This is a genomic window from Rheinheimera oceanensis, from assembly GCF_018831085.1.
Taxonomy (GTDB): domain Bacteria; phylum Pseudomonadota; class Gammaproteobacteria; order Enterobacterales; family Alteromonadaceae; genus Alishewanella; species Alishewanella oceanensis.
The window spans coordinates 256,897-274,098 of the sequence record NZ_JAGPNM010000006.1; the positions used below are offsets into that span (position 1 = coordinate 256,897).

Sequence of the window (17,202 nt, forward strand, 5' to 3'; positions counted from 1 at the left end):
CTACAACCTTAATGAATGGTATCGAACCGGATTGCCCACGCTGACGCGCCGTGAATACATCCATGTAGGCTCGACTATAAACTTCATCCTTGAAGTTTATCCTGCGGACCAGCACAGCTGTTCAAATTCGCTCCTGGCGAATTTGTCAGCATCCATGCCTTCAACGGTCAGTTTAGAGCAATCCGGTTCTCACTAATGCGAAATGTTCAGTACCCCGCCGCCTGACCGTCTTTGCGCGATTCAGATGCCCCCACCCAAACACCGTTGGCGTGGTCACGCATAATGGCCTGGTAACCGCCGTAGCCACCCAAGCCGTAGCGTACATCATGGCCTTTTTTCATCAGCTCGCGCGCAGTTTCGTAAGGTATGCCGCGCTCTACTTCAATATAGCCGCCGTTTTGCAGGTACATGTCGCTGCCATCGGTTGGCTCGGTGCTGCCCAAATGCTGCCAGCGCGCGGCGTCGCCGGCTTCTTGCAGGTTCATGCCGTAATCCACCATATTGATTAAAATCTGCACATGGCCCTGTGGCTGCATAGCGCCACCCATTACACCAAAGCTGACCAGCGGTTTGTCATCTTTGGTGATAAAGGCAGGAATAATGGTATTAAACGGCCGCTTGCCCGGCTGATACGCATTGGCGTGTTTTTTGTCCATCGAAAACAGCTGGCCACGGTCCTGAAATACAAAGCCTAACCCCGGTACCACTACGCCCGAGCCCATGCCGCGGTAATTACTTTGAATTAACGACACCATATTGCCGTCTTTGTCGGCGGTGGTCATATAAATGGTATCGCCCTCATACAAATTCGGGTTACCGGCATCCACCCGCCTGGCGGCTTTGTCGCCAATCAGCTTGGCGCGCTCGCGGCCATACTCTTCTGAAATGAGTGCCTCTACCGGTGCTTTGTTAAAGTCTTCATCGGCATAAAATTTGGCTCTGTCTTCAAAGGCCAGTTTTTTTGCTTCAACCAACAGGTGCAAACTTTCCGGCGTATTGAAACCGGCGGCTTTTAAATCAAAGTTTTTCAGAATTTGCAGCATCTGCAGGGCAGCTATACCCTGGCCATTAGGTGGCAGTTCCCACAGTGTATAGCCTTTGTAATCTACGCCCACTGGTTCTACCCAGCTTGAGCGGTGGTTGGCAAAGTCGGCATAACGTAAGTAGCCGCCGTTGGCGCGCATAAAACGGTCAATTTCTACGGCTATATCACCTTTATAAAACGCATCGCGGCCGCCTTTTGCCAGCGCTTTAAAAGTATTGGCCAGTGCCGGGTTTTTAAACATTTCGCCTTTGGCCGGCGCTTTACCATTAATGGTAAAAGTGCCGCTGAAATCGCCAGGCTGCTGGCTTAATACCGGCACACTGCGGTCCCAGTAATAAGCAATTAGTTCGCTTACCGGAAAACCGTTTTCAGCATAACCGATAGCAGGTTGCAGAATTTCCGCCATGGGCATACTGCCAAATTTCTGGTGTAGCTCAAACCAGCCGTCAACTGCACCGGGCACGCTTATCGGCAACATACCATGTGGTGGTAAATCGGTGCGGCCTAGCTTTTGCAGCTCATGCGCCAGCATTTCATAACTTAAACTCAGTGGCGAACGGCCGGAAGCATTTAAGCCATGCAGCTTTTGCGTTTTGGCGTCCCAGACAATAGCGTATAAATCGCCGCCTATGCCATTGCCGGTAGGCTCCATCAGCCCTAATGCCGCATTGGCAGCAATAGCAGCATCAATGGCATTGCCACCACGGCGCATAATATCCAGTGCAATTTGCGTTGCTAAAGGCTGGCTGGTCGCCGCCATAACATTAGGGGCGATCACTTCAGAACGGCTGGCAAACTCTGCACCGGTAATGCGGTCATAGCCCTGGGCAGCCGCTGCCAACACCAGGCTTGCGCCAATGGCCAGCCCCATAAACACGCTTTTCATAGCAGACTCCGGAAAATGATTATTGCTCGACCTTACTCAGCTTGCGCCTACCATACCAGAGCTTTACGACCAGTGAAACGTAACCTGCGATGTTTACGCACTATACAGGTGCTGATTAAGCTGTTGTTTTTGCAATGCACTAATAACTACGGCTTTATTGGCGGCATAATCAAACTGCACCAATACTGCCGTACCCGACACCGTTTTTACGCCGTGCTGCCAGGCCTCCTGATATACATCAAAAGAGCTGCCACCAACGCGGCTGATATAGGTACGAATTTCCACCTCAGCGCCATAATGCGTTTGGGCATGGTAATCCAGCTTCACGCTGGCAATAATCAGCGGCCACTGGCGCACATTAAGCTCTGGTGTAAAAATTTTGAAAACATCTTGTCTTGCACCTTCAAACCAGACTGCAAACACAGTATTGTTGATATGCCCCAACGCATCCGTGTCAGAGAAACGCGGAGAAATAATGACTTGCCACATAAAGGTAACCCGATGACCGATTTTATAGAGGTGTACGATAATGCGTTAAGCAGCGAGTTTTGCCAACAGCTGATTAAAGTGTTTGACCAAAGCCCGCATACCACGGCCGGCCGTACCGGCGGCGGTGTGGATACCAGTAAAAAAATCAGTACCGATTTATATCTGTACCAGCATGCAGAGTACCAGCCGTTACTAAAAGTGATCTGGGAAGCTACCACCCGCTATGCCAGTGACTATTTTAAAAAGTACCATTTTGCCCTGATTGGCCCGATGGGCTTAACCATAGCGCACCCGCAAACCGGCCAGCCCACCGCCATTACACATGACAACTTTGCCGAACTGGGTGAGCCCAAAACACTGGATTTTATGCGCGCACTGTTTCGTTTGGGTAATATTCAGGCGCAAAAATATCAGGCCGGTGTAGGCAATTACGGTTACTGGCACAGCGAAGTGTACCCACAGCAAGGCAGCACCGAGCCGCTGCACCGTACCTTATTGTTTATGTTTTATTTAAATGACGTAACCGAAGGCGGCCAAACCGAGTTTTATTACCAGAATAAAAGCATTTCGCCCAAAACCGGCCGCATGGTAATAGCACCGGCCTATTTTACCCACACTCATCGCGGCTGTGTGCCGGTATCAAATGACAAGTATATTTTAACCAGCTGGATCCTGTTTAACAGCGCCGAGCAAATATACGGCCCGCCGCAACGTTAAGTTAAAAAAAGCCCTTACGGGCTTTTTTAATGTAACAGCGTTAGAAATCTAACCGGTAACCTACCGATAAAGTGCGGGGTTTACCGGGCTGAATACCGCCATTACCACGGTTGGCAATGTAGGTTTTATCCAGCAGGTTGTCGACGTTAAAGTACAACTGCTGCTTTTCAGCTAACTGGTATTTTGCTGATAAATCTACCACGGTGCGGCTGTCTATCGCGTTCAGGCCCTGAGCCTCAAGGCTGGCGTGTGCAGCAGACACATAGCTTAAGCGGCTGTGCAGCGCAAATAATTCACCCTCCAGCCCCAGTTGCAGGCTAAACTGGTTTTGTGGCACATAAGGCATTTTATCGCCACGGCTAACCACACCCCAGAGCCCGCTGTTAAAATCAGAGCGGAACTCACTGTCGGTATAGGTGTAGCTTAGTTTCAGCGGTACTTTAAAACCGTTTTGCAGGGCAAAATCACGCTGGCTGCTCAGTTCAATCCCGGTAACTTTTACCTCACCAAAGTTATACTGATCGCCAATATTGTCGGGGTTGCACCCAATGCTGGCAGCACAGTTACCATGCATATTGTCGTAGCCCGACTGAAACAAAATAACCTCGTTGCGGCTTTGAGCAACGTTAAACCGGGCGCCTATCTCAACATTGATACTTTCTTCTTCTTTTTGCTCAGCATTCGCTGGCGCGGCCGGTGCAAAACCCTTTTGTACCCCTGCCAGCAAAACCACCGCATCATTTAACCGGTAGGTGGCACCCAGTGATGGCAACACAATAGAACCGCTGGCCTTACTTACCGTTGAAGCCCCGGCGCGATCCGGTGCCCGGTTCCAGTTTTCATTTCTCGTATCAATATCTTCGTAACGTAAACCACCGCTTAAAACCAAATCGCCCACAGTCCACTCGTCATGCACATATAACGCCAGAGCCTCTGCCGACGCTTCACGGTTGTCCTGTGTGCCCGGCACGCCTGCGCTGGTCAGTGTCATGCTGAGGTCTTGCTGTAAACGGTACGTGTCATCCCATTGAAAGCGGCTTTCTGAATCTTTGTGAAAACGGCCGCCAAACGTCAGCTGATGCGCAGCCAGCGGCAGGGTAAACTCAGACTGCACGCCTTTTGACTCATATTCGCGGTTATTCGCGCGAATGCTGACATTAATGCCTTCTGCAGTCGGGTTGGCTTCAAATGCAGAGTAAGCCGCTAAATTAGCCGGGCTTACCTGATTGGCCTTGTACCAGTTGCGGCTGAATTCATTTAAATACACCGTGGTGCTGAATTTTGCGCCATTGGCCAGATCATACTGGTAACTTAACTGATAACCTTTGTGTTCGGTGTCCATGACATCTTTTTGCGATGCGGCATAACGGCGGTAAGGTGAGGCGCGGTAATCTGCGTCGGTTAAGCCAGCATAGGTTTCATCTGAGGTTTCATCGGCATAACTTAGCTTTAACTGCAGTTTATGCGCATTGTTGGCACCAAAACGGCCGGCAAACTTGGCCAGCAAGTCTGTTTTTTCAAAGCCGGTATCTGCGCCATTGGGTAAATCTTTAAAACCATCAGCACCGTAATGATAACCTTCAATTACCGCGCCTAAGTTTTCCCGCTCGCCACCCACAAAGCCGTGTAGCTTGCGAAAGCCATCTTCGCCCAGCGCAGCATCAATACGCCCGGCCAGTTCAGCCTGCGGAATACTGCGTGACACCAGGTTTAATACACCACCGGTAGTACGCGGGCCATATTTGACCGAAGACGAACCTTTAATAATTTCTACCGCTTCCAGGCGGCCGGTAGTTGGAAAATAATAAGCCGCTGGCGCCACATAAGATGCCGGGGCTATCAGCACGCCGTCTTCCATTACCGTTATTTTGTCATTACGGCTGGTACCGGTGCCGCGCATACCTATGTTAGGGCGCAAACCATAACCATCTTCTTCCTGCACATAAACGCCAGGTGTGCTACCCAGCACGCGGGAAATATCGGTGTAGCTAAACACATCGAGTTCCTGCTGGGAAATATAAGCGGCTGAGCCGGGAATATCATTTACCGCCTGGGATGAACCAATAATGCTAAGGCGCTCAATAGTACTCAGCGTGTCTTCTGCCGCAACAGAGAACGTTGATACCACTGCTGCCGAGAGCAGGCTGAGGGATAACTTGTGCATGAAAACTCCGTTTTTAACAAAAAATCGAAAATTGGCGCAATTAGAACACAGTAAAAAACACGAATCAATCTCATTTGATCTACGGTTCTACAGGCGTTGCAGCCTGTTTCCTTAATCAATTTTTAAGTTAATTAATGGTAAATGAAACAACCGCAGGTATAACGGTGGGCAGTTAAACACACAAAGCGGAATATAATGATTGATCTTACTAATGATAATAATTATCATTCGCCACACTATTTACATAGATTTACACTTCAACTGGCAACAATGCCCGAATAATACCGTTAAAGGAGTTAAAAATGTTGTTTCGCCCTACCGCACTGGCGTGCGCTGTTGCAGCTGTGTTTACCCTACCTTCTGCCCATGCAGAACTTGCCGCTGCGGCGCCGGACTACAATATGGAAGTTATCGTGGTTACCGCATCAGGTTTTGAGCAAAAACTGGTTGATGCACCTGCCAGTATTTCGGTGATAACACAGGAAGAGCTGTCAAAGCGTCCTTATACCACTTTGTTAGATGCAGTGCGTGATTTAGAAGGTGTGGATATCGGCGAAACCCGTGACAAAACCGGCCAGGGTACTATCAGTATGCGCGGTATGGGCTCAGACTATACGCTAATTCTGGTAGACGGTAAGCGGCAGAATAACCATGGTGATATTTACCCTAACAGCTTTGGCGGCAACCAGTTTGGTCATATTCCGCCGCTGGATGCGGTAGACCGGATTGAAGTAATTCGCGGCCCTGCTTCTACATTGTATGGTGCTGATGCTTTGGGTGGCGTAATCAATATTATTACCAAAAAAGTTACTGATAAGTGGGTTGGCTCAATAAGCCATAGCCGCACTATACAAGCCGACGACGCTTTCGGTGATGATATCACCACTGATTTTAATGTGATGGGCCCATTAATTCCCGGCGTGTTAGGTATGTCACTGCGCGGCAGTTTTTATAACCGGTTGGCATCTAACCCTCAGTATGCACCAGTAGAGTACCCTAATGGTGAAGTACGTAACCGCTCACTGGGTTTTGGTGCCGGTGGTAAAACAGTTGACAATGAAAACGAAGTTTTCGGTGGCCGTTTAAGCTGGACACCAACGAGCAACCAAAGCATCTGGTTTGATATTGAAAGCTCTAAACAACAGTATGACAACTCACCGGTTATCAATGATAACGGTGAAAAAGAATATCCAGTTGGTACTGTAGATAATATTGATAGTATCTGGATAGCAGGAAACTACTGCCAAGGTGCAGCAGGCAATAACCAGAATGCCTGCACCAACAATGGCGGCACCTGGTCACGTCGCGCTAACCCACGCGTTGGCTACAGCCCCACTCAGGAATTTACCCGTGATACCTGGTCTTTAACCCATGAAGGTAAATGGGATTTTGGTAACAGCTTTGTGTCGCTATCTTACGTAGATACCCAAAACCATGGCCGTACCCTGCCATTTACTGTTGCTGAACGTGAATTACTGCTGGCGATGTTTGACGCTACCGGTGAATATGCAGGCTTAAGTCTGGATGCACGCAAAGACTTAGCTGAAGCTACTTTCTTACCGCGTGACAAACGTAAAATGGCCAGCAATCAGTACACGCTGGATGCCAAACTGGATATGCCGTTTGAACTGGCGGGCCAGCATATTTTAGTCACCGGTGCTCAGGTGATCCGTGGCGAACTGGAAGACGGCATATTTGGTATGGAAAGCGGCACCCCCGGCGCAGTGCAAAAGCATAATATGTGGTCGGTATTTGCTGAGGATACCTGGGATGCAACGCAGTCATTTTCTATAACAGCCGGCTTACGCCGTGATGATCATGAAGTATTTGGCAGCCAGCTAAGCCCACGGCTATATGGTGTTTATACGTTAAACGAGCAATGGACCATTAAAGGTGGCGTTAGTACCGGCTTTAAAACGCCAAAAACCACCCAGTTATATGACGGCGTAGTTGGTTTTGGTGGTCAGGGTACTTCACCAATGTTTGGTAACCCGGATCTGAAAGCAGAAACCAGTGTCTCTTCAGAAATCGCCGTGTACTGGCAGCATCCTAATGGTCATAACTTTAATGCCACTATTTTTAAGAATGATTTCGACGACAAAATTGCTTCTCAGCCTTGTGGTACCGGCACCAATGTGGAGTGCAGCAGCACTGGTGAGTATGCTGATTTAGGTTACGCTACCAGCACTAAAACGGTGAATATCGACAAAGTGACTATTGAGGGTGCTGAGCTTGCCGGACGTTGGGCAATAACTGACAGTGTTGCCTTTCGCGCCAACTACACCTATACCGATAGCAAGCAAAAAAGTGGCGCTGAAAAAGGCCAGCCACTGGGTAATAGTGCCAAACATATGGCGAACTTGACGTTAAGCTGGGAAGCGACAGACGCGCTGAATATATTTCTAACATCAGAGTACCGCACTAAACGCTTCCGTTCATGGGATGTAGAAAACAATAAAGCGTTACATTATAAAGCCTACAATGTGTTCCACTTAGGCGCATCATATCAGGCAAGTGAATCAGTAACCTTTAATGCCCGTATCAACAACCTGTTTGATCGCGATTTTACTACCTACAACATCGTATTCACCGAGTGTAGCGACAGCGCCACAAGTTGTATTTACGATAGCGACGGTGCTAATGGTTATAGTGCCAGCTTTGTTGACGACTACAACAACAAAGATAAAGCGCGTAATTTCTGGGTTAGCGTAAACGTGCGCTTCTAAGCCAGCATCAAAAGCAAAAAAGCCGCATTCGTTGCGGCTTTTTTGCTTTTACTGCACCGGCTTTATCATCTTCAGGTGCGGGATATCGTCTTCTAAATAAGGCTCGCTGGCCGGTTTAAAGCCTAAATCCTGATAAAACTGCTGCAGGTAACACTGAGCTGAGATATGAATATCAGTATCCGGCCACAGATCTGCTGCCACACTAAGGGTTTTCTCAACCAATACCTGGCCCAAACCTAAACGGCGTGCGGTTTGCGATACACATACCCGGCCAATACCCGGAAAGCCATCAAAACTGACACCCGGCGCCAGTACCCTCGAATAGGCTATTACCTTATCGCCTTTTTTTAAAATAATGTGGCGGGTTTGTGTGTGTAAGTCTTTGTCATCCAGCTCCGGATAAGGGCAATTTTGCTCTACCACAAACACATCTACCCTTAACTGCAACAAACTGTATAGCGTGTATGTGTCTAATTCACCGAAGGTTAGTACCTGCCACTGCATTTATTCCCGCTCCCTGACGACGTAAAACCGTACTATACCAGAGGAAAAAGCCTTACGCCCACCCCGACACTGACATCGCCATGTCATTGTAGCATCATAAAACTGCTATCTCACTGTAACAACACTGACATTAAGCATGGGTTTAATAGCTCAAACTTCTAAAGCGCTTATTATGGAGCCTATAATAATGTCAGACAGTAAAACCGTTGTAACGATAGATAACTCGGGTGTTGACCCGCAAACTAACTTTTCGCTTAACCCTACTTTTGCTGCCATTGTTGACAGCCGTATGGCACGGCGTAAATTTCTTAAAGGCAGTGTCGGAGCCGCGGTTGCTGCTTTTATCGGCGGTTCACTGGTAGGCTGCGGCAGCAGCAATGACAACCCGGAAACAGTACCGCCGGAAACTGCTGTTCCACTACTGGGCTTTACCGCCATTGCCACTAACCGTGCCGATGCTATCACCGTGCCAGAAGGTTATACTGCTCAGGCGTTTTTGCCCTGGGGTACACCGTTAAATGGCAGTTACCCTGACTACCTGGACGATGGCAGTAACAACGGCAGCGATCAGGAGCAACAAGTGGGTAGCCACCATGACGGCATACACTTCTTCCCTATTGATGCCCGTGGAGCCGGCGAAAACTCGCAGGAAGGCTTACTGGTGTTTAACCATGAGTATATCGACAACAACCTGATCCATACCAATGGCATTACCACTGTCCCGCGTATTGCCGATGAAGTTCGTAAAGAAGTTGCTGCCCACGGTGTATCTGTAGCACATATTCAGCAACAGGCTGACGGTAGCTGGGCGTTGGTTAATAACAGCCCGTTTAACCGCCGTATTACCGGCGCAACACCAATGGAACTGGCAGGCCCGGTGCGCGGCAGCGAAAAAGTGGTAACCAAATACAGCCCGGATGGCAGCCGTACCCGCGGTACACTGAACAACTGCGGCAACGGCTTTACCCCCTGGGGCACCTATTTAACCTGTGAAGAAAACTGGGCCGGTTACTTTGTTAATACCGATGCACAAAAGCCCCGTGAGCACAGCCGCTATGGCGTACCGTCAGCTAACGGCCGTTATTTTTGGGAAACCGCCACACCTGCAGCTGATGTGTATCAGCGCTTTAATGCCAGCACCATTGGCGCTGAAGCAAAAGACGATTACCGCAACGAGCCAAACACTTTTGGCTGGATAGTAGAAATAGACCCGTTTAACCCAGACAGCGTGCCACAAAAACGTACAGCACTGGGCCGCTTTGGCCATGAAGGGGTCATTTTTGGCAAACTGGAAGAAGGCCAGCCCATAGTAGTGTACTCGGGTGACGATTCTACCTTTGAATATATCTACAAATTTGTCTCTACTGCGCCGTATTACAAGAACACTGCCGGTGGTCATTTACTTAATGACGGTATTTTATATGTAGCGCGCTTTAACGAAGATGGCAGCGGTGAATGGTTACCACTGGATATCAACAACGCTGATTTTATTGCCAAAGCCACTGCAGCCGGCGTTACTTTTGCCGATCAGGCTGATGTGTTGCTAAATACCCGCCTGGCGGCCGATATTGCCGGCGCTACCAAAATGGACCGGCCGGAATGGGGCGCTGTACACCCGGAGACCGGCGAAGTTTATTTTACCCTGACCAACAATACTCAGCGCACCGCAGCCCAGGTGGACGCCGCTAACCCGCGCGCCAGCAATGCAACTGGCCATATTATCCGTTGGAATGAGCGCGAAACGCAGGCAGCTACTGCCTTTGATTGGGATATTTTCCTGCTGGCCGGAGATGTCGGCACAGCCACACCAGACACTGAGCTGACATTAACAGCAGACAACCATCTGGCCAGCCCTGATGGTTTGTATTTTGCAGCCAATGGCCTGCTGTGGATCCAAACCGATATGAGCGGTTCTCAGCAAAGCAACGGCCCTTACGGCAATAACCAGATGTTAGCCGCAGATCCGGTAACGCGTGAAGTAAAACGCTTTTTAGTTGGCCCAACCGACTGTGAAGTAACCGGTGTTGCTATGACGCCGGATCTGAAAACCATGTTTGTTAATATTCAGCATCCCGGGGATCGCTCAGCACCGGGTGATTTCACCAGCCACTGGCCGGATGGTGGCAACAGCCGGCCTCGTTCGGCTACCGTCGTTATTACTAAAAACGATGGCGGTGTGATCGGCAGCTAGCACATTGTTAAGTGGTCAGCGCAACAACTGCGCTGGCCATTTGTTTTGCGTAACCTGGCTGACAAAAGCCGCCAGTTGCGTCTGTGGCAACGGCCTTGAGAAGTAAAAACCCTGCACCAAATCACAGTGATGCTGTTGCAGCAACTGCAATTGCTGATAGTTTTCCACGCCTTCAGCCACCACTTGCAGTCCCAGCTTTTGCACCATGGCAATGGTTGACACAATAATCTGGTAGTCTGACGGGTTATCCAGCATGCCCAGTACAAAGCTTTTATCAATTTTTATGGTGTCTACCGGCATACGTTTAAGGTAATTAAGCGATGAATAGCCAGTACCAAAATCGTCGATAGCAAAGCTAAACCCCAGCGCTTTTAGTTGATGCATAATATCCAGCGTCTGGCTGACATGGCTGACTAAGGTGCTTTCGGTCAGCTCCAGCTCAAACTGCTGGCCACTGACATTATACTGCTGCATTAACTGGCGAAACCGCTCCGGCAATCCTGGCTGCAAAAACTGATCGGCCGACAAGTTAAGCGCAATAACCACCTGCGGCAGGCCCATATCAGCTAACTCGTTGCATAGCTGACAACAGCGTTCAAACACCCAGTAGCCCACATCAACAATCAACTGGGCTTGCTCCAGCACGCTGATAAACTCGTCCGGCGACACCATACCACGCAATGGATGATGCCAGCGCAGTAAGGCTTCAAACCCGGCAAGTTGGCCGCTGCGTAAATTTACTTTAGGCTGCAGGTTTAACGAAAACTGTTGTTGGCTTATGGCAAGCCGCAGTTCAGCCTCCAGTTGCAGCCGGTTAGCCAGATCGCTCGACATTTGCTCATTAAATACATAGTAGCAATTGCGGCCATTACTTTTGGCCTGGTACATGGCTAAATCAGCGCGGCGGATTAATTCTTCCTCTGCCAGTGCAGGCTCTGCAGTAAAGCTGATACCGATACTGGCACTAAGCGACACTGCGCCCTGCCCTTGCAAAAACGGCTGCTCAAACACTGCCAACACCCGCCATGCCATAAGTTCGGCCTGCTGTGGTTCGCTGATATGCGGCATAACCAATGCAAATTCGTCACCACCAAAACGACACACCACCTCGCCGTGACCGCACAGGCTTTGCAGCCGTTGTGCAGTTTCAATTAACAGTAAGTCGCCGGTAGCATGGCTGCGGCTATTGTTAATGGTTTTAAACTTATCCAAATCGAGGAACAACAAACCGACATAGCCGTTATGCAGCGGCAAACCCGCCAGTGCCACCCGCAGTTGTTGTTGCAGCAGGTTGCGGTTGGCCAGGCCGGTAAGGGGGTCAAACATAGCGATTTTTTGCAATGCCGTGGTGTTATCGGCTAACCGCTGGTCCAGATGTTCCAGCTCGTAACTCAGGTTAAGTACAGACAGGCTAAACGTACTCAGTTCGTCCTGCAGTAACCCTGCCGGCAATTGGCTGGCATGACGAAACTCATGGTATCGCCGCTGTGCCAGCAACGGCAATGCCGCTGCCAGTTGCAAAATACGGCTGCTGATACGGCGGGTAATAAATAAAATCAGTACCAGTACCGCCACGAAACAGCCCGCTGCCACCAGCAAAATTTGCCGCTGGTAACGTTGTTTATCCTGCATAGCACTGCTGACATCTTCTACCATTAACAGCTGATACGACAAGGCGTTATCCGGATCAAGCGGAATTAAATGCAGGTAGTAGCTCATATCTTTCAGCGCAATAACAATGCCGTTGCTACGTATTGAAGCCACTTCAATATCATCTGGCAACTGCTGATACAACTGTCGTATCAGCTGCCGGTCAGATGCCTGCAGCAGGCGGAATTGCTGCGTTATCGTCTGGCCCGGCTGGTAACTAAGTAAAGCCACCTCAGTACCCAGTGTCTGGTGCAAACTAAACAGCACTTCTGTCAGTTCGGTAATCATCAGCACCACGGCTACCTCACCATCGGCATTCAGCAATGGCAAAGTCAGTAGTTTGTAACATTGTTCGTCACAGCGGATCATAGCTTGCGGGCTTTGTTGCTGCAGGGTGTGTTGCACAATATCGTTACTGTGTGCCGGTAACTGCGGGCTACTTTGATAAATCATCTGCTGTGCAGGGCCAAACAGTGCCATATGACGTAGCGCAAAGTTAAGTTGTAAGGACTCCATCTGTCCTGGCAACGCCGCAGCAAACCGGGTAACCCCCTCGCTGCCGGTTATCTGTTGTAGTTCAGCAAAGCTTTGCATCCAGGTTAATAGTTGCTGATCTACTGCGCGGTTATACAACTGAAAATACTGCTGGCCCTGTGTTTTACGCAGAGCCTGCTGGCGGTTAAACTGATCATTCATATGCAGCAGCGACAGGCTGGTAAACCAGATCAGCAACAGCAGCAACATGCTTAACATCAGTAGCAGTATCTTCCATGACAGGCTCAGATAACGCATTGGCTAAAACCTGTATGTCAGCTGCGCGGCATAAAGCTGCCAGTATTTATACCGGTTTGTTAGCACATCAGGCAGTATTACCGGTGATAAGCGGCCTGCACCTTCTACCCAGTGAATTTCTGCACTTAACCTTAAGCTGCTACTGATATCATAACTTAGCCCGCTGGCTACCGATTGCTGGTAAGCAAAATATGCCGGCACAGCGCCACCGCTATTTTCATTTAACAGCCGCCCGCGCCGGTCGTCTTTATTAGCGACTGAGTAATCCAGCATGGCAAACCATCTTAGCCGGGCTGACTGGCGGTATTGCGCCATCACATAGCCGCCCTGGCCTAGTTGATCCTGACGAAACAGCGGGGCAAAAAAGCCGTCAATTTGCAGCCGCTCCTGTTGCAGTTCACTGGAAAACTCCCATTTCTCCAGTTGATAACGCATGTTCAGCATCACCCGGCTTACCCTAAAGTCTGCTGCAAAAAAAGGCTCGGTTTCAGCGGCACGGTAACTGAATTCAGAATCCAGCAGCACCATACCAAAACTGAAGCGGCTTAGCTGTGGTTGCCAATACAGGCTGGCCTGATGGTCAAAATTCATTTTCAGTTTGCCGCTAATGGCACCGCCCAGCAGCAACTCACTTTGCTGTGTTGACACCGGCGTATTGCCGAGGCTCCAGTTAAAGGTAAAATCGCCGAGGTTGTTATAGTGCCGCGCCTGCAATGCCATACCATCGCTGCCTACCGCAATATCGCGAAAGGCATCAAAATACACCGACTGCGGCAACACAATAGACGGCCGGGTAAAAGGTACATCACGGGTACTGGAATACAGCCAATGCTGGTTTTTTATCCGCCCCAGATACAGGTTAGCTTGCAAGTCGGTACTGTTGTAGACATACCAGTCGAGAAATAAATAGTCCAGCCGCAAGCCCGGCGGATACCGGTTGCCGCCATCCAGATATACCAATTGTCCGGAAAGGTGCCAGGCAGGCGCCAGACGCAAACGGCTATTCAGACCCAGCTCGGTTAGTTCAGCAGAAATATCCCCGCTGCTATTAACAAAACCACTGTCCTGGGCCTGGATCAGGCCCTGGGCAATAAAACCGTTCCAATCAATATCGGCTGCAGCAACAGAGGCCGGGTAAAGCCATACGCTAAGCAAAGCCGCTGCTGCGATATTATAGGTATTATTCAATGCGCACCTCCTTCACTGCCGGGTCGGCCTGGTACTGCTCAACATAACCAATGCTGCCAGGCGTAGTGCGTAACAACTCCATCATATGGGCTTGATCTTTAGCCTGCCAAGGCCGGCTGGCGGTACCGGAGAAACTTTGTCTGTCCCAAATATTGGTTAACTGATACGGAAACAGCCGCAGCTGTTCACGGCTAAAACGTTGATGCTCAGCGCTGTTATCAGGTAACACCACAACATAGATAGGCGAGCCATCCGGCCATTGAATTTGTCGCATGGTAAAAATGCTGCGTAATTGTGCTGATGTCAGTTTATCCAGTGCAACGCTGTTATTTACCACAACAGTACTTGCTGCCGCACTTTTAAACATGCCGCAACATAATACTATCGCCAACAAGGCCAACCACCTCATTGCCTAACCACACTGAAAATAGCTATAAAGCGGGTATATGCTCTGATCACTGCAATCTGCTTTTAGTAGAACTACACCAGCCCAAACTGCTGGCGCTAAAGGAAATATCATTCTAGCACAGCAGGTTACACCTTGCCGTGGGCAAGATGTAACTGATTAAAGATTATTTTGCTCTGTGAGCTGGCCGGGCTGGGGGGCGCTGGCCATCACGATGCTCCGGCTTAGGTGCTTTAGGTTTTTTTGGCTTATAGGGTTTTGTATTCAGCTTAGACTGTGGCAACACATTTACCGGTGTAAAACCGTCCAATATCTGCCGCGGTAACTCCTGTTTAATTAAACGTTCAATACCGGCCAGTTCTTTGCTTTCATCTGCACACACCAGCGATACTGCATGGCCTGCAGCACCTGCGCGGCCGGTACGGCCAATACGGTGCACATAATCTTCAGCAACATTAGGTAGTTCAAAGTTAACTACCTGGGGTAACTGGTCAATATCCAGGCCGCGGGCTGCAATATCAGTAGCCACCAAAGCACGTACTGCGCCGGCTTTAAAATCAGCCAGCGCTTTGGTACGGGCATTCTGGCTTTTATTGCCATGAATAGGCGCAGCTTTAATTCCGGCATTTTCTAAATGCAGGCTAAGTTTATTCGCCATATGCTTGGTTTTGGTAAAAATTAATACCTGCTGCCAGTTATTATCCAGAATTAACTTTGTGACCAGTGCCGCTTTACGGTTTTTATCTACCGGGTAAATAAGCTGCTCTACCCGTTCGGCAGTAGTATTAGCCGGGCTCACCGACACTTCCAGCGGGTTGTTTACCAGGCCTTTGGCCAGTTTGCGGATATCATCAGAAAAGGTGGCCGAAAACAGCAGGTTCTGGCGTTTTTTGGGCAATAGCGCCAGCACTTTTTTAATGTCGTTAATAAAGCCCATGTCCAGCATACGGTCGGCTTCGTCCAGTACCAGCACTTCCAACTGGCTGAAACGTACAGCGTTTTGCTGATACAAATCCAGCAGACGGCCCGGTGTTGCCACTAAAATATCTACGCCACGGCGCAGGGCCATCATTTGCGGGTTAATTTTAACACCACCAAATACCACTGTGCTGCGCAGTGGCAGGTACTTGCCATACACCGCAACACTTTCAGCTACCTGGGCAGCCAGCTCACGCGTTGGCGTTAAAATAAGTGCCCGCACCTGGTTAGGTTGCACTTTGGGGCCATCCGTCAGTAACTGCAGCAATGGCAGAGTAAAACCAGCGGTTTTACCGGTACCGGTTTGCGCTGCAGCCATTAAGTCACGGCCGCCAAGTACTGCAGGGATCGCCTGCAACTGAATAGGAGAAGGAGTGGTATAGCCTTTATCGGCAATGGCTTTAAGCAGCGCTGCCGACAGGTTTAAATCAGTAAATTGCATGCGATATCCCGCAGTTAATGCTGCGAAAAAGTCTGCCGCAGCTGCAGTGGCCTCCGATACGGAGGGGCGCGCAGCTTACAGCAAAAGCCCCGCTAGCGCGAGGAGTATCCGTTATTCATTTGCCGCAGCAACAAACTGACTGTTCCTGTTCTGACACTGGCGCAACCGGTATAGCTTGGTTAAGCTGACTATACAATAGTTAACGAATGCAAAGTGTTATATCTGCGGGCGTAACATTTTATCTACCGGAGCAGGCATGAAGTTATGGACAACAGCACTTCTATTTTACTGCTGCCCGGCACTGTCATGCCAATGGCCCGAACTGACATTTCTAGTGGGCGTAAACAAACCACCCTATATCGAAGTGGCAACAAAAACCGGCTATGAGCTGGAGTTGTTGCAGCAAGTTAGCCTGAAAATGCACCGCTGCGCCGTATTTTTACATACCCCTAATGGCCGGTTACTGGAACTGTTTAAGCAAGGCCAGGCTGATTTTGTTTCGCTGCAACGCACTGTACCGGACGGCTTTAGTGCAACACTGCCTTATATTCATTACGAAAATGTGCTGATTACCCGCAAAGATCAGCAACCACCGGTAAAAACGCTGGCCGATTTAACCGGCAAGCGGGTACTGGCATTTCAGAATGCGCATCTGTTTTTGCCACAAGATTACGCGCAGTTGATCCCGGGGTTTGCCAGCTATCAGGAAGTGGTAGATCAACAACAGCTACCGGCTATGCTGCTAAAAAACCGGGTTGATGTGCTGGTAATGGATAAAAATATTTTTGCGTACTATTACCAGCAAACCGCCCCCGGTGATACCGGCCTGCAGCAACTGCCGCTATTTGGTACTAACAGCTATCACCTGCTGGGGCAGGACAGCTGGCTGGTGCAACGCTTTAATCAGGCCCTGGTGGCATTTCAGCAAAGCCCGCAGTACCGGCAACTGCAGCTCAAATACTTTCAGCAGGCAGATCAATAAAGCGGTTATGCTTGCGGGTGTATAAAAAAAGCCGCAGCAAGC

General features: G+C 49.5%; 12 protein-coding genes. 4 read left to right on the forward strand and 8 right to left on the reverse strand.

What is annotated here, in order from left to right; translation table 11 throughout:
• Positions 1-206: 206 nt before the first annotated feature.
• Together ggt and J3B89_RS14820 are read right to left on the reverse strand one after the other, a co-directional pair.
• Positions 207-1,931, reverse strand: a complete 1,725-nt coding sequence (gene ggt, locus J3B89_RS14815; protein WP_215398381.1) for a gamma-glutamyltransferase — start codon at positions 1,929-1,931, stop codon at positions 207-209.
• 93 nt (positions 1,932-2,024) lie between these two features.
• Positions 2,025-2,420 carry an acyl-CoA thioesterase gene (locus J3B89_RS14820; RefSeq protein ID WP_215398382.1) on the reverse strand — a complete coding sequence of 132 codons (396 nt, stop codon included), beginning with the start codon at positions 2,418-2,420 and terminating at the stop codon, positions 2,025-2,027.
• Positions 2,421-2,432: 12 nt separating this feature from the next.
• Here J3B89_RS14820 and J3B89_RS14825 point away from each other — a divergent pair, with 12 nt between their 5' ends.
• Entirely contained in the window at positions 2,433-3,137 is a 705-nt protein-coding gene (locus J3B89_RS14825) for a 2OG-Fe(II) oxygenase (protein WP_215398383.1), read from the forward strand.
• A gap of 40 nt (positions 3,138-3,177) precedes the next feature.
• On the opposite strand, the gene J3B89_RS14830 is transcribed toward J3B89_RS14825, so the two are convergent.
• A complete protein-coding gene (locus J3B89_RS14830; RefSeq protein WP_215398384.1) occupies positions 3,178-5,301 on the reverse strand; it encodes a TonB-dependent receptor family protein in 2,124 nt (707 codons plus the stop codon).
• Between the two features lie 302 nt (positions 5,302-5,603).
• Here J3B89_RS14830 and J3B89_RS14835 point away from each other — a divergent pair, with 302 nt between their 5' ends.
• Positions 5,604-8,027 (forward strand): TonB-dependent receptor domain-containing protein, encoded by a 2,424-nt coding sequence (locus J3B89_RS14835; protein WP_215398385.1) that lies wholly within the window; start codon positions 5,604-5,606, stop codon positions 8,025-8,027.
• A gap of 48 nt (positions 8,028-8,075) precedes the next feature.
• On the opposite strand, the gene J3B89_RS14840 is transcribed toward J3B89_RS14835, so the two are convergent.
• Positions 8,076-8,531: a GNAT family N-acetyltransferase gene (locus J3B89_RS14840; RefSeq protein ID WP_215398386.1), complete on the reverse strand. Its 456-nt coding sequence runs from the start codon at positions 8,529-8,531 to the stop codon at positions 8,076-8,078.
• 187 nt (positions 8,532-8,718) lie between these two features.
• Between J3B89_RS14840 and J3B89_RS14845 the strand changes: the two genes are divergently transcribed.
• The gene (locus tag J3B89_RS14845; protein ID WP_215398387.1) at positions 8,719-10,722 is read left to right on the forward strand and encodes a PhoX family protein; all 2,004 of its coding nucleotides are present in this window, start codon (positions 8,719-8,721) and stop codon (positions 10,720-10,722) included.
• 15 nt (positions 10,723-10,737) lie between these two features.
• Here J3B89_RS14845 and J3B89_RS14850 read toward each other — a convergent pair whose 3' ends face one another.
• From J3B89_RS14850 to J3B89_RS14865, 4 genes are all read right to left on the reverse strand, one after another.
• Positions 10,738-13,164 carry a bifunctional diguanylate cyclase/phosphodiesterase gene (locus J3B89_RS14850; protein WP_215398388.1) on the reverse strand — a complete coding sequence of 809 codons (2,427 nt, stop codon included), beginning with the start codon at positions 13,162-13,164 and terminating at the stop codon, positions 10,738-10,740.
• Between the two features lie 3 nt (positions 13,165-13,167).
• Positions 13,168-14,352 (reverse strand): hypothetical protein, encoded by a 1,185-nt coding sequence (locus J3B89_RS14855; protein WP_215398389.1) that lies wholly within the window; start codon positions 14,350-14,352, stop codon positions 13,168-13,170.
• Complete coding sequence (locus J3B89_RS14860) at positions 14,345-14,761, reverse strand: type 2 periplasmic-binding domain-containing protein (protein WP_215398390.1); 417 nt, start codon at positions 14,759-14,761, stop codon at positions 14,345-14,347. Before J3B89_RS14860 ends, J3B89_RS14855 begins: the two co-directional genes overlap by 8 nt.
• Positions 14,762-14,924: 163 nt before the next feature.
• Complete coding sequence (locus J3B89_RS14865) at positions 14,925-16,178, reverse strand: DEAD/DEAH box helicase (protein ID WP_215398391.1); 1,254 nt, start codon at positions 16,176-16,178, stop codon at positions 14,925-14,927.
• 256 nt (positions 16,179-16,434) lie between these two features.
• Here J3B89_RS14865 and J3B89_RS14870 point away from each other — a divergent pair, with 256 nt between their 5' ends.
• Positions 16,435-17,160, forward strand: a complete 726-nt coding sequence (locus J3B89_RS14870; RefSeq protein WP_215398392.1) for a substrate-binding periplasmic protein — start codon at positions 16,435-16,437, stop codon at positions 17,158-17,160.
• The last annotated feature ends 42 nt before the right edge of the window (positions 17,161-17,202 follow it).